The sequence below is a fragment of the Clostridium sp. CTA-17 genome (genome assembly GCF_054767895.1).
In genome coordinates, this window is sequence record NZ_BAAABF010000002.1 from 276,557 (window position 1) to 293,928 (window position 17,372).

The following is a 17,372-nucleotide window of genomic DNA, read 5'->3' on the forward strand; positions in this document are numbered from 1 at the left end:
AAATATATGGAGGTAACATTTATGGACTTAAATGAAATCTTAGAAGGAATGTCAAATGACAATTGTGGTAACTCAGGATGCTGTAATACTTCAGGATGTGGAAGTTCTTTTGATAATTGTGGACAATCTATAGGAGGAGTTAATAACTTTAATGGATTCGGAAATAATTCTTGTGGTGGATTTGGAAACAATTGTGGTGGATTTGGAAATAACTGTGGAGGATTCGGAAATAACTGTGGTTTTGGCTTCGGTGGCGGAATATGGACATTAATTTGGTTATTCTTACTATGTGGCGGCGGATTCGGCGGAAATGGCGGATTTGGCGGCTGTGGTAATAGATGTTGTTGCTGTTGCGAAGATGAATGCTGCTGTAGAGGCGGAAATGGCGGATTTGGATGTAACGCTATAATCTGGATAATTATTTTAGTAACTTTATGTGGTGGATTCGGAAATAATTGCGGAAACAATAATTGTAATGGATTATTAGGAAATTGTGGATGCTAACAAATGTTTAGAAAATAGAAAAGGAGTAAAGAGAAATGAGTAGAAAAAGGAAATGTTGCTGTAATAGTCATGACCACTGTAGTAGACATGATAGACATGGCGGATGTACAGGAATGGATGCTTGCACAGTACTACCAACTCTTTTAGTTTTACAATGCTCAGGTTTATTATGTAACGATAGGGCATATATCTTAATTTTATTATCACTACTATGTGGTGGATTTAATGCTTGTGGATGCAACAATAGATGTTGCTAATAGAAAAAGGAGTGAATTTTTATGAGTAGAAAGAAATGCTGCAAATGCAGATGTAAATGCGAATGCAAATGCAAACGTAAAAAACATGATTGTTGCTGCAGTCAGAGTAGAAACACTGGTTGTTCAGGATTTAATGCTTGTACAACATTACCAACATTGCTAATACTTTGTCAATCAGGCTTATTATGCAATGATAGAGCATATATCTTATTCTTATTATTCTGGCTATGTGGTGGTGTAAACGCAAATAGCTGCGGCTATGATTGTTGTTAGAATAATTTTTGGAGGGTTTTTTAACCCTCCTAAAAAAATAAAAAATTACAGTACATATACATAAAATTTATTAAGGAGGATAGGAGATGTCAAAGCGTAGGCGTAAAAATAAAGTTAGTGAAAATTCAAATCAAGGAAATTTTATGGGGGGATTAAACCCTCAGATGTTAGATATGTTAGGACTTGGAAATGTTGATGTAAACAAAGTATCAGAAGTTCTATCTTCTATGGGAAATGATGGATTCGATATGAATTCTATAAATTCTATTTTAAATAATAAGGATGGAGGAAAAAATAATTCTTCTAAAAATAAAAGTAACGATAAAGGAAATATGAATAATAATAATCCATTATCAGCTATGATGGGAGATGGAAATCCTATGGGGGATTTAAGTTCACTTATGGGATTACTAGGTGGAGGAGCTCCAGGAATGAATTCTATGGGAAATATGGGGGGCTTAGGAGCACTTGCTAACATGATGGGAGGAAATATGGCCAATGGAAATTTAGGAGCAACAAATAATGTTAGTAGTGATGTAAGTATGGATCCAATAGTTACTATGATACTTTCACTCAGGAATTTTGTCGATCCTCAAAGAGCTAGATTTTTAGATAAAGTTTTAAAGATGTATAAAGAAGGAAAAATAACTTATTAGATTATATATTTAATTAAAAAGGAGATTTATCAAAACTTGTATATAAAACTTATAAAATATTTTGAGAATTTCTAAACTTCTAAAGTTTGCTCAAGTTTTATTTATAAGTTATTTTGATAAATCTCTTTTTATTATTTAGTAATATTTAAATTTATGGAGCTTATTAAAAATATATCATTAATCTTTTCTAATTCAATTATGAAGTTAATTTGTGATTTATTGCTAGAGTCTTCCTTATGTACTTTATTAAAGTTTAAGGTCCAAGAGCAAGCAGTAGCTTCTCCAGAATTGTTCCATGCTGTATCCCTAAAAAAAGCATCTTGGAAGTCATAGTAATAAGAATCTTTTTCTAATCTCCATATTTGAGATAGATCTTCTTTAGGAATATAAGTTGCAAATATATTTGGAAGTTCAGATATTTCATAGTTTAGAGATATTATGTCTATGAAAGAAATTATAGAATATAGTCCAGTTGGTTCAACAGTATCATAGGATATGTTTTTAAATTTTTTATTTAAAAGCATATATTTTTGAATAGTTTCTTTACTATCACCTAAGGAAAAAGAAAGTATTTTAGGGGTTTTCCCATTATTTGAATCTACAATCCCTAATATGTTGTTTGTAGAGTAAAATATATCTTCAAAACAATTTCCAGTCCACTTAAATAAATGTTGTATAGAATTATTTTCTTCAGAAGATTGAACAATTATCTCTTTAATATTATTTCTGTCTAAATCTAATAAGTTTAAAGTTATAGGTCGATTAGGCGAAAAGTTACCTAGAGAATTAATTGTTTTGTTTGGAGTTAATTCATAACTTTTTTCATTAATAGTTGCATTTATTATATAATTATTTTCACTTCCTAATTCTATATATAAACAATCTTCTTTCCCATCACCATTTAAATCTGATTTTATAGTTTCTTTAATAGTATTTTCATTAATAACAGATTTAGTAGAATTATTTTTAAAGGTAAATATTAAAATAAAAGAAATTAAAATAATAGTAATAAAACTAAGTTGTTTTACTAGATTATTTTTGTTTTTTAAAGTCATAAAATCACCTCAAATAGATTATATGCATATAGTCTATTTTTTATTATTATTGTAATTTTTTTTTGTACTTTGAACAAAATATACTAAGGGTGGTGATTAATATGCTTTATAAAACTCATCTTGAAATAGGAGAAAATACATTTAATACTATTGAAGGAAGAGGAAGAAATTTAATTGATAAAAAAAGTTTTTTAAAAGGAAATGTTCTTCCAGATATATCACCTAAATATAGGTTGAAAAAACATGGCAGAAAACAGTTTGAAGAAATTATTGAAGAAAAAATAGTAAATTTAAGTAGATTAAGTAGTGATGAAATAATAAACAATTTAGGAAAAGAAAAATTTAGTATAGAGTTAGGAGTAATATGCCATTTTCTATGTGACTTTTTTTCTTTACCTCATGATGAAGAATGGGGATTTAAGGAGAGTGTAACTTTAAAACATGTGTTATATGAAAAAAAGTTACATAAGGTTTTTACTAGAGATATGATAATAAAAGATAGTTACAAGATATTGGGTAACTCAAATTATAATTTATTCTTTAAAAATGCTTTAAGGAAATATAGAGATTTATATGGACATCAAAATGATTTGTTTTTTGCTATGTATCTTAATAATTCAGTTGTTAGATATATTTTAGAATCTATAGAAGAAAATGATAAAATAAATATTTCAAAAGAAAAGCACATTGCTTTTTAATAATTGAAGCAAATATTACATATTATTATAAAAAGGATAAATGGGAGGAACTTAATATGATAATATTTGCAAAGAGGATTAATATAAAGGGAGTTATATATAATTTGATGAATTATAATGATTATAATAAGAGAAAGTATAGCTCTTTTTATAGGTAAAAGTGGATAAAGATTAGAGTGTTTTTTAGTATTATAGATATGGGATAGTATAGAGTACATTAATCCTATATCTTTTTTTATAATCTTATTAATAAGGTGTAAACTTGAAAAAAGTATAACTTAGTATATACTTAAAAGTATAGATATATACTTTAAGGTGTATTTAAAGTTTTTATAAGGAGACAGGAAAATGAGAATAAATAGAAATGATTTATGCTGGTGTAACAGTGGTAAGAAATATAAAAAATGTCATATGGAATTTGATGAGAGAATAGAAAATTTAGCTAGAGAAGGATTTGAAGTTCCTACTAGAGATATAATAAAAAATGAAGAACAAATAGAAGGTATAAGAAAAAGTGCAGAAATAAACAATGCTGTTTTAGATTTAGTTGCAGAGAAAATAAAAGCAGGTATGAGCACTGAAGATATAAATAAAATAGTACACGATTATACTGTAAGTAGAGGAGCTATTCCAGCACCACTTAACTATGGTGGATTCCCTAAAAGTGTGTGTACTTCTATAAATGATGAGGTTTGTCATGGAATTCCTGATGAAAATATAATCCTTAAAGAAGGAGATATAATAAACGTTGATGTATCTACTATATATAATGGATATTATTCAGATGCCTCAAGAATGTTTATTATTGGGGAAGCTAGTGAAAATGCAAAAAGATTAGTTAAAGTAGCTAAAGAATGCTTAGAAAAAGGTATTGAAGCAGTTAAACCTTGGGGATTCTTAGGAGATATAGGAGCAGCAATTCAAGAGCATGCAGAAAAGAATGGATATTCAGTTGTAAGAGATTTTGGAGGTCATGGAGTAGGATTAAAATTCCATGAGGATCCATTTGTATATCACTATGGAGATGCTGGAGAGGGTATGGTATTAGTACCAGGTATGATCTTTACAATAGAACCTATGATAAATGAAGGGAAATATGATGTCTTTGTAGATGCAGAGAATGATTGGACTGCCTTAACCATGGATGGATCACTTTCAGCTCAATGGGAGCATACAATATTAGTGACAGAGGATGGAATTGAAATAATAGCTAAATAATAAAAGTTTTAAAGCCTTCTAATTAATTTTAGAAGGCTTTAAAAATACATACTTATTGGTGCTATTAGTACGGCTGGTGATTTAACTTTAGGTTCTGGACATTTAGGAATTGGTATATTGAGATTTTTTAATAAATCTAAATAAGGTTCAATTGATTTTAATAAATCAATATAATAATTTTCCTGTGTAAGCTTTCTTAATAAATTTATACAATCATTATTATTTGTACAGACTTTAATAACTTTTCCTAAAACATTGCAATTACAATTGCATTTATCAAAGACATAACAATCTCCATTTAAAAAATATTTTGAATTAGTATTAAGTATTGCAGTATAGTTAGGACAATTCATGATTATATCTTCAGTTGAATTTAAAGAAAGTTTATCTTTAATTGTTTTTAGTAAATTTAATATTATAGAAAAGTTTAATTTACCTAAGTTTTTATCTTTTAAAAGGGAGTCTAATATTTCTAAGGGAAAACATTCTATTAAACTTATTATTGAATCTAAGTAAGAAGAGAGTGAAGTTTCAGTTATGCATCCCTTTGTTCTTATAAAATCTCCTTCAGAAATATGAGAATCAACTAATGGTGAATTTTCAAGATCCTTAACAACTTTTGATGTAGTCATTCTTTTAAGCATAGTATTGTGTATTTCAAAAGAAGTGTAAATTCTTTTTATTTCTTCTTCAGTTCTTCCGAATAGTCTATTTTCTATGCTTCTATCATTTCCATAACAATTGGTTTCATTAAAGTCATTTGATCTATTATTAGTTTTAAATCCCTTATTATATATTCGACTTTTTCCATCACTACAGAAGGTTTTATTATTTTCATCTAAGTGAATTCTTCCAGCTAAGGTGTTGTCACAAATTCTTTTAGAAGTGCGTATATCTATGTATCCATTCAGATATACAGAAGATAGACTTTTTATTAAGTATTCATCTATGTATATAAATAGATTTAAAAGATCATTCATTATTATTCTCCTAAATTAACATGATCATATTATAATTTATATTACAAATATTTCTATGCTATGAATATTAAAATAAAAATATAATAAACTTAATGAATTTAAAAGCATTTTTATTATGAAAATTTACAAGATTGTATATGGAAGAATATGTATTGACAGAAATGAACAATTAATATATAATAAAAATGTTCAAGCCGAAGTGGCGGAATTGGCAGACGCAGCGGACTCAAAATCCGCCGGGCTAATACTCGTACGGGTTCGAGTCCCGTTTTCGGCACCAAACACCTGAGAATTATCAGGTGTTTTTTTTATTAATAATTAAAATATACATTTTTAGTAGAGAATTATTTGCATGAAAAAACCTTAATACAAATTAGAAGTTTTATAGAGTAAAATTTAAAAAATCTTTAATAAAGTTAAGTGAAAACTGAGAAATATATATGTAAAATTATGGTATAATATAATAAAAGGACCTTAGGAGGATATATGGTTATTGCTATTTTATTATTATTACTAAGTATTTTTAACATATTTATAGGAAAAAAAGTAAAGGATAAAAATCTGGCTCATCTTTTATCTGGTTTTGATAAGGAAAAGGATGATTTGGAGTATGTAAGCTGTATATTAGGAAATACATTTAAATGGATTGGAAATTTAGGTATTATAATTACAGCTATTTATCTAATACTAATTAATAGTATTTCAGTAGGATTATACTTAATTTGTTATGCAGGAGTTATAATAATATTTACAGTTAATCTTACCTTTAAAACAGATAGACACAGAAGAAGTAGATTAAAAGCGGCGAAATAAATCAAAAGTACTAAAAGTTAAAATCTTTTAGTACTTTTTTAAATAAGTTTAAACTTTACTAATTTTTAATCAAAATATATGATTTTAATTTATAATATTGAATATGTAATAAAGTTTATAATATAATAAACTTTGTATTAATTCCCAATAGAAAACTTCAATTATTATTTTACAGTTTAACTTTTTGAAATATTACGTTTATATAATATTAATTTGGTAATAATTTAAAAGATTAGTCTGTTTAATAAATAATTGGAGGTATGTTTAAGTGAAACTTAAAAGTTACATATTAACAGGAGTTATTATTACATTAGCAATAACTAGTTTTTTTATAGGAAGAAGCTATGAGTCTTACAAATTGAAAGCTTTAGAGGTGAGTAACATAAGTTCTAATAAAGAGATAGATAATGAAATTAAAGAATTAAATAAAGAAGAGCTTAGTGAAGAGCAGCTTCGTATTAAAGAAATAATTTTAAATGATAAGGATGGATTGTTTAAAGTTGTAAATAAGGAAAACTCAATAGATAAAAGTTATAAGCCAAAGGACTTAATTATTCCAAATGTTAATTTTGTAGGATTAGAAAATGAACCTAGAAACAGAGTTAGCAATGTATTAAAAAAAGATTTAGAAAAGCTTTTTAGTGATGCAAAAAAAGACGGGTTAGATTTATATCTATCTTGTGCCTATAGATCCTATGAGGAACAGGAATATTTATATGGTAGGGCTTTAGAAAAAGAGAAGAGTGATTCAAGCAATCTTGTAGCTTTACCAGGAACAAGTGAGCACCAATTAGGATTAGCTGTAGACTTTACTACTAGGTCTATAGGATTTCAATTAGAAGAATCTTTTGAGGATACAAAAGAAGGACAGTGGCTTTTAGAAAACTCTTATAAATACGGTTTTGTTCTAAGATATTTAAAAGGAAAGGAAGATATAACAGGGTATAGTTATGAACCTTGGCATTATAGATATATTGGAGATTTAGAAGTAAGTAAATATTGTTATGATAATAATATTACATTAGAGGAATTATATGATGAATTGGATATAGCAAAATAATAATATATTAAATATAAGATTTTAAAGGAGATAGGCTATGTATGTGATTAACTTTATAAGAGGGTTTTTAATGGCTTTAGCAGATAGTGTTCCAGGGGTTTCTGGTGGTACTATAGCTTTTATAATGGGATTTTATAATAAGTTCATAAGCTCGCTAAATGCTTTAACATCTGCAAAAAAAACTGATGTAAGCAAAAAAGATGCTATAATATTCCTATTAAAACTAGGAATAGGTTGGATAACTGGTATGATTTTATCAATATTATTTATAGCATCAATATTTGATAAAGAAATATATAAAATCAGTTCTTTATTTACTGGATTTATAATATTTTCTATACCAATAATAATTAGTGAAGACAAAGAATCATTAAAGAAAAACTATGGATACATAATATATGCTATTTTAGGAATGGCTATTGTTGCTGCAATAACATATTTTAATCCAGCTACAGGAAGTGCAAAAGGAACAAGTTTAGTATTAAATGAGTTTTCATTACCACTTGCACTATATGTTTTCTTTGCTGGAATGATTGCTATATCAGCAATGGTTTTACCAGGAATATCAGGATCAACATTACTTTTAATATTTGGTCTTTATGCACCAGTGGTAAATGGGGTTAAAGAAGTTTTAACATTTAATTTTAGTTATTTACCTATGCTTATAGTTTTTGGTTTAGGAGTAATTGTAGGAATAATAACTACAATAAGATTAATAAAATTCTTGCTTTCAAATTATAGATCTCAAATGATTTATTTTATAATAGGATTAATGATTGGATCTATATATGCAGTTTTTATGGGGCCTACTACATTAGAGATTCCAAAGGCTGCTATGAATTTAAGTAGTTTTAATTTCCTATTCTTTATTATAGGAGGAGCTTTAATTTTAGGGCTACAACAGTTAAAAGGATACCTTGAGAAGAAAGAAAAAGTTTCTAATATATAAAAGTATATAGTAGCTGTTATTACTTCTACGTAATGACAGCTTTTTCTTTAATATTGTAGATTTTTAGAATATAATAAGGTAAATAGAGAATTGTAGTCATTTCTTAATTAAAAATTAACTTTAAAGACTTTGTTATACTAAATTTTTTATAGTATTATTAATAATAAGCTAAAAATTATTTATACGGAGGGATAAGCAATGTTTTTAAAAGAGTTAAATAAAGAACAAGGATTAGCATTTATAAATTTAGTAACTGAATTTGCTTTAGCTGATGAGAATATCAAAAAAGAAGAAGAAGATTTAATTCGTACATATATGAAGGAATTAGGTTTAGAAGAAGAGGAATTGGGAAATCTTTCATATGAAGAATCAGTAGAAATTATAAAAAATTCATCAGAAAAGGTTAAAAATATTGTTTATTTTGAACTTGTTAGAATAGGACTTGTTGATGAGGATTGTGATATAGAAGAAATTGATTACTTAGAAAAAATAAGTACAGATTTAAATATATCAAGAGCTAAAAAAATACAAGTAGCTAATTGTTTCTATAACTTCTCAGAAAAGGATGGAGAAGCAAAATTAGAGGAAATGGCAAGAGAAATAATAGGATAATAAAAAATAGATTTGGCTGTATCAAAATATAAGAATAAAACTTACAAACATATTCCGAGAACTACTAGATTTCACTAAGAATTTATAATTATTACTTCAAAGATATTACTAAAGCTTCGAAACTTGCTACGCTTCGAACAATCTCAGCTTTTTAACGTAATACCTTTTCCGTAATAATTTAAATTCTAAAGCTCATCTAGATGTTCTCTTTATAGTGTTTGTAAGTTTTATAAAAAATTATTTTGGTATAAGCCTTTTTTTATTTAATTATATGGAAAAATATGTATGATAGGATTATAATTGAATTGTTAAGTTATTAATAGGGGGAGAATATATGGGAAGTAAAGTTTTTGAGAGAAAAAATAGAGTTTATGATTTAAAATATAGTGATGACGTAGGTAAAATTTGCAAACCTTATAAAATAGCTTCAAATATAGCTTGGATTGTAGTTGTAATTGCATTAATAGAGCCTAGAGTTTTATTGCCTACTTTTTTATTAAGCTTATTAATGTTTTTAAGTAAGAAAATGAAAGTATCATGGAGGGTAAGTACTTTTTTAGAAAAGGTGAGAAATGGAAGGATTGATGAGGGCAAAAAGATTTTAAGCAAATTACAAGGTGATATAGATATGTCTCTTTATAAAGAACTTAAAGAGTTATTAAAAATATAAAAATTATCATTGACATAGAGGATAAAAGAATTAAAATAATTTAATAGGAACAGGAGATGATAATTAGAATGAATAATAAATACATGGTGGTAATTTCTTTAGATGCAGTATCTTCAAAAGATATTGAAATAATGAAGGAATTACCTAATATATCTAAGCTAATGAAAGAAGGAGCTCTTATAAAGAATGTAGAAACAATATATCCTTCTTTGACATATCCAGCTCATGTATCCATTATTACTGGAAAATATCCAGCTAATCATGGAATAACAAATAATATAGTATTAAATTTTAAGGATGAAAATCCAAATTGGAACTGGTACGGAAATAAAATAAAGGGAGAAACTCTTTTGGGACTAGCTAAGAAAAATGGTCTTAAAACAGCTTCAGTGGTTTGGCCAGTTACGGGAAAAATGAAAATAGATTATAATATGCCAGAAATATTTGAGACAAAACCTTGGCATAATCAAATAATCATGTCTGCTTTAGCTGGAAGTAAAGTTTATCAATTTAGTATGAATAAAAAGTTTGGGTCTCTTAGAAAAGGTACAAAGGAGCCTTATTTAGATAACTTTGTTACAGCATGTGCTAAGGAGACAATAAAAAAATACAAGCCTAATTTAACTATGGTTCATCTAATAGATGTAGATTCTCATAGACATGATTATGGATATGAAAGTTTAGAAGCCTTAGAAGCTTTAAAAAGACACGATATTAGAGTAGGAGAGATAATACAGTGTTTAAAAGAGGCAGGGATATATGAAAACACAACATTGATTTTACTAGGAGATCATAGTGCAATAGATACTCATAAGGTAATAAGGCTTAATAGTATCTTTAGGGAAGAAGGATTAATAGAATTAAAGGATGGAAAGCTTAAAAGCTTTAAAGCAATAGCTAGGGAATGTGGAGGCTCATGTTATATTTATTTAGATAATAAAAATAAAGAAGATGAGAAGAAATGTTTAGAGAGCTTGGAAAAGCTTAAGGAAGAAGGCGCTTTAGAATACATATTAAATAAGGAAGAGGCCATAAAAGCTGGAGCTAATGATCAATGTGATTTTATGGTAGAAGCTACTAGAGGATATTATTTTTCAAATGAATATGAAGGAAAAGTTATTGAGGAAACTAAAGATATAAGAAAAAAACATACTTATAAAGCAGTTCATGGATATTCCCCTAGAAAAAATGATTATGGAACATTCTTTTTAGCTTTTGGAAGAGGAATAAAATCAGGTGTTGTTTTAGAGGAAGGTAAGCTTATAAATCATGGACCAACCTTAGGAAGAATATTAGGTTTTAATTTTCAAAATGCAGATGGAATAGTTGAAGAGAGAATATTAAAATTGTAATAATTTTCTAGAATTTTGAATAAAATAATTAATTGAATAAAATTGTTGAAATTGTCGCAAAATTATGATATTTTAAAATAGTAGAAAAAATATTGCCAAAAATTATTTCATAATGTAGATATGTAATTAATTAAAAGAACGCTTAAAATAGCGTTTTTTTTGCTTTTAAGAATAACTTTAGAAAAAAGCTCTATAATAAAAGTTGATTTTGATCATACTAAATATATAATTCAAGTTTTATAAAAAGATAACTATTATCTTTTTATAAATATAGCTAAGATATATTTAGTTTTTTATATATTGATAAAATAAAAATTAGTTTAAAATATAGATTAATGTTAATATTTTAAATAGGTAAATTAAGAATAATTTGTTAAAATAGTTAACAAAAGTGATATAATTATCTTTAGTAAAATTATTTTATATATGGAGGACTAAAGATGAAAATACTAAAATGGCTTTTAATATTTATTCCTATAAGTATTATAGGTGAATTTATGCATTTTTCTCCAACTCTTATGTTTGTATTATCTGCTTTGGCAATAGTTCCTTTAGCAGGTCTTATGGGAGAGGCAACAGAGGAAATATCATTTTATACTGGGCCAAAATTAGGTGGTTTTTTAAATGCTACCTTTGGGAATGCTACAGAACTTATAATTTCATTTTTTGCATTAAAAGATGGTTTGTTTGATGTGGTTAAAGCTTCTATTGCAGGTTCTGTAATAGGAAACATATTATTAGTACTAGGTGCTAGTATGCTAGCAGGAGGATTAAAATATAAAACACAAAGTTTCAATAAAAAAGTAATGGAAACTAGTTCAAGTATGTTATTATTTGCTGTTATTGGATTAACAATTCCTGCTATATTTATGCATACAATAAAACCAGAATTTTTAAACACAAAATATGAAAGTTTAAGTGTAATAGTTGCTGTAGTAATGTTTGCTATATACATATTAAGTTTAATATTCTCATTTTTCACTCATAAGGATATATATGCAGTGGAACAAGATGAGGAAGATGGAGAAGCTAAATGGTCATTGAAAAAGGCCATAACAGTGCTTGTTGTAGCTACAGTAATAATTGCCATAGAAAGTGAGTTCTTAGTTGGGGCAGTAGAACCAATGACAGAGACTCTTGGGTTAAGTAAGCTTTTTGTAGGTATAATATTAATTCCTATAATAGGTAATGCTGCAGAGCACAGCACAGCAATAATAATGGCAATGAAAAATAAAATGGATGTTTCAGTAGAAATAGCTATAGGATCAAGTTTGCAAGTTATTTTATTTGTGGCTCCAGTATTAATATTTTTAAGTCTTATATTTAAGCCTATGAGCATAATATTTAATGCCTTTGAATTAGTAGCTTTAATAGTTTCTGTACTTATAGCTAATAGAATTGTTAATGATGGAGAATCAAATTGGCTTGAAGGAGTACAACTTTTAGCTGTTTACATAATAATAGCAGCTATGTTTATGATCGTTTAAATTAAAAGATTAATTAAATAAAACAGGTAAATTTTAAAAAGTACTAATAATATTAAATAAGATATAATTTCAAAAATTAAGAGGTTGCATATATAATTAATAATAAAAATTATGTATATGCAACCTCTTATTTATATTAAATTATAAAAATAAATTTTTAAGATTTTCTATAAGAAGTTTATTATCTTCAGGTTTTAAGACACAAACCCTAAAGAAATATTCATTTAAACCTTCAAAAGAAGAGCAGTTTCTTATTATTAATCCTTTTTCTAAAAGTTTATTATAAAGTTCAGTAGCAGTGAACTTTTTAGATGTAATTTTACAAAGTATAAAGTTACTGTAACTTTCATATACCTTTAAGTCCTTTATTGAACTTAATTCTCTAAATAGATAATCTCTTTCTTCTTTTAATTTAGAGGTATTTGATAGAATATACTCTTTATCCTTAAACATAATTTCTCCCATTGTTGTAGCAAAGATATTTATGTTCCACAAATCAAGTTTTTCAACCATTGACTTTTTAATTTCTTTATTAGAAATAAGTCCATAACCTAATCTTATACCTGGAGTTGAGAAAAATTTAGAAGTTCCTCTAATTACAAATAGATTATCAAATATATCAACCAGTGGAGTAGAGGAGTAAATTTCAGGCTCTGTAAACTCAACATAAGTTTCATCAACCATGAATATTGATGAAGTATTTTTTAATAATAGAGAAATTTCATCCTTTGAAAAAGCAAATCCAGTAGGATTATTAGGATTACAAATTATAACTAAATCAAACTTTGAAGATTTTATGCTATCTATTAATTTATTAACATCTATTTTAAAATTATCTTCTTCCTTTGAAAAAAACTTAGTTATTTCACAATTTATCTTTTCAAGTTCACTTTCATATTCTGAATAAGATGGAGAAAGTAATAAAGCTTTTTTAGGGTTAATAACACTTATAAAAGAGGATATTAGTTCCGTAGCTCCACTACCAACTATAATATTTTCTTTTTTGCAATGACAATATTGAGAGATTGACTCCTTTAAATCTGTATATTTAGGATCTGGGTATATAGAAACCATATCAATATTATTTAAAAGTGCATCTTTAGCTTTTTTAGATGCTCCAAATGGATTTATATTTGAACTAAAATCTTTAATATCTGTTTTATTTAGACCTAATTCATTTGATAAATCAAATAAATTAGCACCATGATTAATATTCATAAGTACCTCCTAAGTTTATGTAACTTTTTATCTCTTAACTATAGTATAATTCTTTAATTAAAAAATAAAAAGGTCTAGATTTTAATGAAATCTAGACCTTACTTTATTTTAAGATGCGTATTTGCTTGTTACGCTTTTAGAATTTATGGCTTTAATAAGTCTATTAACAGGTAAAATACCTAAAAGAACTACACATATTAAACCATCAGCTCCTATTAAAGAACCATTTACTAAAAATGAATATAGAATTGGAGACATTCCTTCAGGAGCAAAGGCTCCAAAGAAAACAACTCCTGAAATAAAGTGAGCTAAAAATTTTAAAAATATTGCTACTATAGCTCCTGAAATTCTATGGTTTTTAAAGAATCCTGCTACTCCTAATGCCATATATGGTATAGGATAATCAAATAATACTTGAACAGGATGAAGTATGTATGGATCTATAAATAAAGAAATTATACCGAATAAAAATCCAGTAAGCATTCCAACTAATGGACCATAAGCATAAGCAATAAGTATTATAGGAATCATACTACCTAAAGTTATTCCTCCACCTTGAGGAAATTTATATATCTTTAGCATGTTTAATACAGCAGTAAGTGCTAAAGCAATTCCTATTGTTGTAAGCATTTTTGCATCAAATTTGATGTCTTTAGCCTTTATAAGTAAAACTAATATTATTAGGACTCCTATTAAAGTAAGAATTGTTAGTGGATTAGTTACAATCTCCTTAAAATTTCCTCCTAAATTAATTGATGAAAAACTTTGAATAAAATCATTTATTATTTGTGAAAATGACATCATAGTTTTTACCCCCTCCTTAAACTTTAAGTGTGCTTAGAGAGTCTAAAGAATGTAAATAAAAAAACCGAATCTAAATATAGATCCGGTTTAAATACAGCCCTAAACGCTTCCCTACGCTGGAATTAACCAGATCAGGTGTTGAGGGTTAATGATAAATAATCATCTCTCAGCCTAAAGGCACCCCTAGCACATGAAATAATTCTAAGTTTATTTTATATGCAAATTGCAATTAGGTCAAGTGATATTAATTATTAAATAAAAATTTTTATTTAAATTTTGATATTTAAATTTAACCTATACCACCATATATTATTCCAAGAATTATTACTAGTATAGTAACTAAGATAAAAATGTATTTCCCTAAAGGAATAAACCATTTTCCAAGTTTTTTATGAGCTCCCTTATTTACTTCTATTAATACATTTTCGCCACCAATAATATAGTAGAATACAACAGCTACCAGTAAAGCACAAAGTGGAGAAATTATTATTGTAATAAGATTTGAGAAGTTATCAAAGATTCCCATATTTAATGATAAAGGTATTCCACATAAAAAACAAAGGACTGATATTGCAATTGAAGTTTTTATTCTATTTGACTTAAAGTGAGCCATGAATGCTTCAACAGGACCCTCTAACATATTTACAGAGGATGAAATAGCAGCAAATATTACACTAAGAAAAAATAATGTACTTAGTAAGGCACCAAAATTCATACCTTGAAATATTTTTGGTAAAGTTATAAATAATAAAGATGGCCCTGATGAAGGATTTAATCCGTAAGCAAAAACTGCTGGCATAATCATAAGAGATGCTAAAAGAGCAGCCAAAGTATCAAATATGGCAGTTTGTATTGCAGATGATGGAATATCAAATTTATCATTTATATAACTACCATAAACAACCATGCCGCATCCATTTAGGGAAACTGTGAAAAAGGCTTGACCAAGAGCCATTACCCAAGTATCTATTTTAAATAAGTTTTCCCATCTTGGAACCAATAGATATTTGACTCCTTCAAAAGAACCAGGTAAAGTTAGAGATCTTATGATTAAAATTATAAAAATTAAAAGAAGGAGTGGCATTATTATTTTATTTAATTTTTCTATACCACGGCCTATTCCTAAACAAACTATTATTAAAGTTAATATTATTGCTAGGGCAAACCAAAAGATTGTATTAGGTGTACCAGCAAAATTACTAAAGTAAGTAGTAGTATCAATAGTATTAATAGATCCAGTTAAACTTAAGAAAAAATATTTAAGAATCCAACCTATTACTATAGAGTAGAATATAAAAACTCCTGTTAATCCTATAGGAGGGAGCATACCAAAGAATTTTCCTCCCTTTAATGATTTGCTTTTAAAAGATTCAACTATACCAGTATATGAACCTGCTTTAAACTTTCTACCAAAGGAAAATTCAGTTATAAGACCTGTAGTTCCAAGTATAAAAACAAATAAAAAGTATGGTATTAAGAATGCAGCACCTCCATATTGACCAAGTCTGTAGGAAAATAACCATATGTTACCAAGTCCTAAAGCAGCGCCAACACAGGATATTACAAATCCAAACTTTCCAGTAAAATTTTCTCGTTCTTTCATTTAAAATACCTCCTAGATTTTTATATAAATATAAAAAAATAGGTCATATAGTTAAACTATACGACCTAGGGTATTAAAACTCTTTATTAAGGCCATATAGTATTACCTATGTGACCTATCTTTATAACGAAAATTAAGCCATCATAGATACAATCCAAAATTCCTTTGGAGTTTGTATCTATGACTGCATATATTCAATCATAAATACAAACTATCTATAATAGCAATAATAAGAATTATTAAGTTTTGCTTTTATTAAGTTTGTACTATTTATCATAAAAAATTCTCCTAAAAACAAATTTATATTGATTATATACCTAAAAATATTAAAATGCAAGGATTTAATTTTTAAATATTATCAATAATATTTAAATTAAGATTGTTAGCAAGGGTATAGGAATAATCCATAGTATTATCCCAAAGATCATAAGGAGTGTGACAATCAGAGTTAATTATGGTTTTAACCTTTGCTAAAGAAACCTTATTCCAAAACTTTTCATAGGGATAAGGGAATCTTTCTCCATCAGAATATTTTTTCTTTCCTCTTCTAATACCGTTTGCATTAAATTCTAATATGAAATCATATTTTTTTGCTGTATCAATAATTAAATTACAGGCTTTATCACAATTTTCATCCCAAGGAAAATCATTTATAAAGATTAAATCAGGGTGAGCTACAAAGTCAAAGTATCCACTTTTTATGCCAAGACAAATACTTTCAGCGTATTCTATATAGTCTTTAGTACTTTCTAAGGAATATGTATTTTTTAATTCACCATTTTTAGTTAAAAATAAATGCTGACCTAGAGCTAAGTAATCAAATTTCAACTCATTTTTAAGATAATTATAATAAAAATCATCTGAAGGTAAATATTCTATTTCTAAACCAATTTTAATATGAATAAAATCTTTAAATTTTATTTTAAGCTTTTCTAAAGTAGACTTATATTCCTCAAGTTCATTAAAGTTCATTCTAAGACCAAATCTATTATCTGGATAAGGTCCATGATCACTAAATCCTAAAATATCTAAATTATTTTGTATAGCTGCATCAATATAATCTTTGTCTTCTCCTTTAGCATGTTTGCATCTTTTAGTATGGGTATGAAAATTAATTTTTTTTAACATAAATTCCACTTCCTCTCCTCAAATAGAGTATATCA

The 17,372-nt window shown here is 26.9% G+C and carries 19 protein-coding genes, 1 tRNA gene and 1 riboswitch; of the genes, 14 read left to right on the forward strand and 6 right to left on the reverse strand.

The window, feature by feature from the left end:
* Positions 1-21: 21 nt before the first annotated feature.
* From ACYUCG_RS05535 to ACYUCG_RS05550, 4 genes are all read left to right on the forward strand, one after another.
* Entirely contained in the window at positions 22-504 is a 483-nt protein-coding gene (locus ACYUCG_RS05535; protein WP_139933508.1) for a hypothetical protein, read from the forward strand.
* 35 nt (positions 505-539) lie between these two features.
* Positions 540-761 (forward strand): hypothetical protein, encoded by a 222-nt coding sequence (locus ACYUCG_RS05540; RefSeq protein WP_081092167.1) that lies wholly within the window; start codon positions 540-542, stop codon positions 759-761.
* Between the two features lie 21 nt (positions 762-782).
* Positions 783-1,034 (forward strand): hypothetical protein, encoded by a 252-nt coding sequence (locus tag ACYUCG_RS05545; RefSeq protein WP_081092168.1) that lies wholly within the window; start codon positions 783-785, stop codon positions 1,032-1,034.
* Positions 1,035-1,120: 86 nt separating this feature from the next.
* Entirely contained in the window at positions 1,121-1,690 is a 570-nt protein-coding gene (locus ACYUCG_RS05550; RefSeq protein ID WP_139933507.1) for a hypothetical protein, read from the forward strand.
* A 131-nt stretch (positions 1,691-1,821) separates the two neighbouring features.
* Here ACYUCG_RS05550 and ACYUCG_RS05555 read toward each other — a convergent pair whose 3' ends face one another.
* On the reverse strand, positions 1,822-2,745 hold the full coding sequence (locus tag ACYUCG_RS05555) for a hypothetical protein (protein ID WP_460268258.1): 924 nt from the start codon (positions 2,743-2,745) through the stop codon (positions 1,822-1,824).
* A 101-nt stretch (positions 2,746-2,846) separates the two neighbouring features.
* Here ACYUCG_RS05555 and ACYUCG_RS05560 point away from each other — a divergent pair, with 101 nt between their 5' ends.
* A complete protein-coding gene (locus tag ACYUCG_RS05560) occupies positions 2,847-3,443 on the forward strand; it encodes a zinc dependent phospholipase C family protein (RefSeq protein ID WP_283704523.1) in 597 nt (198 codons plus the stop codon).
* Positions 3,444-3,791: 348 nt separating this feature from the next.
* Positions 3,792-4,661: a methionyl aminopeptidase gene (locus tag ACYUCG_RS05565; RefSeq protein WP_003466212.1), complete on the forward strand. Its 870-nt coding sequence runs from the start codon at positions 3,792-3,794 to the stop codon at positions 4,659-4,661.
* A gap of 38 nt (positions 4,662-4,699) precedes the next feature.
* Here the strand turns inward: ACYUCG_RS05565 and ACYUCG_RS05570 are convergent, their stop codons facing one another.
* A complete protein-coding gene (locus ACYUCG_RS05570) occupies positions 4,700-5,641 on the reverse strand; it encodes a DUF6414 family protein (RefSeq protein WP_139933503.1) in 942 nt (313 codons plus the stop codon).
* A gap of 193 nt (positions 5,642-5,834) precedes the next feature.
* On the opposite strand from ACYUCG_RS05570, the gene ACYUCG_RS05575 reads away from it, so the two are divergent.
* From ACYUCG_RS05575 to cax, 8 genes are all read left to right on the forward strand, one after another.
* Positions 5,835-5,921: transfer RNA gene (locus ACYUCG_RS05575), tRNA-Leu, on the forward strand.
* Between the two features lie 206 nt (positions 5,922-6,127).
* Positions 6,128-6,454: a hypothetical protein gene (locus tag ACYUCG_RS05580; RefSeq protein ID WP_240298388.1), complete on the forward strand. Its 327-nt coding sequence runs from the start codon at positions 6,128-6,130 to the stop codon at positions 6,452-6,454.
* A gap of 268 nt (positions 6,455-6,722) precedes the next feature.
* Positions 6,723-7,514 (forward strand): M15 family metallopeptidase, encoded by a 792-nt coding sequence (locus ACYUCG_RS05585; protein ID WP_460268259.1) that lies wholly within the window; start codon positions 6,723-6,725, stop codon positions 7,512-7,514.
* 37 nt (positions 7,515-7,551) lie between these two features.
* Positions 7,552-8,463: a DUF368 domain-containing protein gene (locus ACYUCG_RS05590; protein ID WP_060795870.1), complete on the forward strand. Its 912-nt coding sequence runs from the start codon at positions 7,552-7,554 to the stop codon at positions 8,461-8,463.
* 198 nt (positions 8,464-8,661) lie between these two features.
* Positions 8,662-9,075, forward strand: coding sequence for a hypothetical protein (locus ACYUCG_RS05595; protein WP_240298386.1), 414 nt, complete (start codon positions 8,662-8,664; stop codon positions 9,073-9,075).
* A gap of 334 nt (positions 9,076-9,409) precedes the next feature.
* Positions 9,410-9,745: a hypothetical protein gene (locus ACYUCG_RS05600; protein WP_460268260.1), complete on the forward strand. Its 336-nt coding sequence runs from the start codon at positions 9,410-9,412 to the stop codon at positions 9,743-9,745.
* A 68-nt stretch (positions 9,746-9,813) separates the two neighbouring features.
* Positions 9,814-11,097: an alkaline phosphatase family protein gene (locus tag ACYUCG_RS05605; protein WP_460268261.1), complete on the forward strand. Its 1,284-nt coding sequence runs from the start codon at positions 9,814-9,816 to the stop codon at positions 11,095-11,097.
* Between the two features lie 440 nt (positions 11,098-11,537).
* Positions 11,538-12,584: a calcium/proton exchanger gene (gene cax, locus ACYUCG_RS05610; protein WP_003472725.1), complete on the forward strand. Its 1,047-nt coding sequence runs from the start codon at positions 11,538-11,540 to the stop codon at positions 12,582-12,584.
* A 141-nt stretch (positions 12,585-12,725) separates the two neighbouring features.
* On the opposite strand, the gene ACYUCG_RS05615 is transcribed toward cax, so the two are convergent.
* From ACYUCG_RS05615 to ACYUCG_RS05630, 4 genes are all read right to left on the reverse strand, one after another.
* Positions 12,726-13,802, reverse strand: coding sequence for a pyridoxal phosphate-dependent aminotransferase (locus ACYUCG_RS05615; RefSeq protein WP_060796582.1), 1,077 nt, complete (start codon positions 13,800-13,802; stop codon positions 12,726-12,728).
* 108 nt (positions 13,803-13,910) lie between these two features.
* Positions 13,911-14,606, reverse strand: a complete 696-nt coding sequence (gene thiT, locus ACYUCG_RS05620; RefSeq protein WP_460268262.1) for an energy-coupled thiamine transporter ThiT — start codon at positions 14,604-14,606, stop codon at positions 13,911-13,913.
* 91 nt (positions 14,607-14,697) lie between these two features.
* Positions 14,698-14,801: riboswitch (TPP riboswitch) on the reverse strand.
* 94 nt (positions 14,802-14,895) lie between these two features.
* Positions 14,896-16,209, reverse strand: coding sequence for a sodium-dependent transporter (locus ACYUCG_RS05625; RefSeq protein WP_460268263.1), 1,314 nt, complete (start codon positions 16,207-16,209; stop codon positions 14,896-14,898).
* A gap of 348 nt (positions 16,210-16,557) precedes the next feature.
* Positions 16,558-17,346 carry a histidinol-phosphatase gene (locus ACYUCG_RS05630; protein ID WP_373575946.1) on the reverse strand — a complete coding sequence of 263 codons (789 nt, stop codon included), beginning with the start codon at positions 17,344-17,346 and terminating at the stop codon, positions 16,558-16,560.
* Positions 17,347-17,372: the final 26 nt, after the last annotated feature.

Bases quoted from the DNA above. Each gene is read 5' to 3' on its own strand.
- ACYUCG_RS05535 (WP_139933508.1), top strand. From the start codon at position 22: ATGGACTTAAATGAAATCTTAGAAGGAATGTCAAATGACAATTGTGGT.
- ACYUCG_RS05540 (WP_081092167.1), top strand. From the start codon at position 540: ATGAGTAGAAAAAGGAAATGTTGCTGTAATAGTCATGACCACTGTAGT.
- ACYUCG_RS05545 (WP_081092168.1), top strand. From the start codon at position 783: ATGAGTAGAAAGAAATGCTGCAAATGCAGATGTAAATGCGAATGCAAA.
- ACYUCG_RS05550 (WP_139933507.1), top strand. From the start codon at position 1,121: ATGTCAAAGCGTAGGCGTAAAAATAAAGTTAGTGAAAATTCAAATCAA.
- ACYUCG_RS05555 (WP_460268258.1), bottom strand. From the start codon at position 2,745: ATGACTTTAAAAAACAAAAATAATCTAGTAAAACAACTTAGTTTTATT.
- ACYUCG_RS05560 (WP_283704523.1), top strand. From the start codon at position 2,847: ATGCTTTATAAAACTCATCTTGAAATAGGAGAAAATACATTTAATACT.
- ACYUCG_RS05565 (WP_003466212.1), top strand. From the start codon at position 3,792: ATGAGAATAAATAGAAATGATTTATGCTGGTGTAACAGTGGTAAGAAA.
- ACYUCG_RS05570 (WP_139933503.1), bottom strand. From the start codon at position 5,641: ATGAATGATCTTTTAAATCTATTTATATACATAGATGAATACTTAATA.
- ACYUCG_RS05580 (WP_240298388.1), top strand. From the start codon at position 6,128: ATGGTTATTGCTATTTTATTATTATTACTAAGTATTTTTAACATATTT.
- ACYUCG_RS05590 (WP_060795870.1), top strand. From the start codon at position 7,552: ATGTATGTGATTAACTTTATAAGAGGGTTTTTAATGGCTTTAGCAGAT.
- ACYUCG_RS05595 (WP_240298386.1), top strand. From the start codon at position 8,662: ATGTTTTTAAAAGAGTTAAATAAAGAACAAGGATTAGCATTTATAAAT.
- ACYUCG_RS05600 (WP_460268260.1), top strand. From the start codon at position 9,410: ATGGGAAGTAAAGTTTTTGAGAGAAAAAATAGAGTTTATGATTTAAAA.
- ACYUCG_RS05605 (WP_460268261.1), top strand. From the start codon at position 9,814: ATGAATAATAAATACATGGTGGTAATTTCTTTAGATGCAGTATCTTCA.
- cax (WP_003472725.1), top strand. From the start codon at position 11,538: ATGAAAATACTAAAATGGCTTTTAATATTTATTCCTATAAGTATTATA.
- ACYUCG_RS05615 (WP_060796582.1), bottom strand. From the start codon at position 13,802: ATGAATATTAATCATGGTGCTAATTTATTTGATTTATCAAATGAATTA.
- thiT (WP_460268262.1), bottom strand. From the start codon at position 14,606: ATGATGTCATTTTCACAAATAATAAATGATTTTATTCAAAGTTTTTCA.
- ACYUCG_RS05625 (WP_460268263.1), bottom strand. From the start codon at position 16,209: ATGAAAGAACGAGAAAATTTTACTGGAAAGTTTGGATTTGTAATATCC.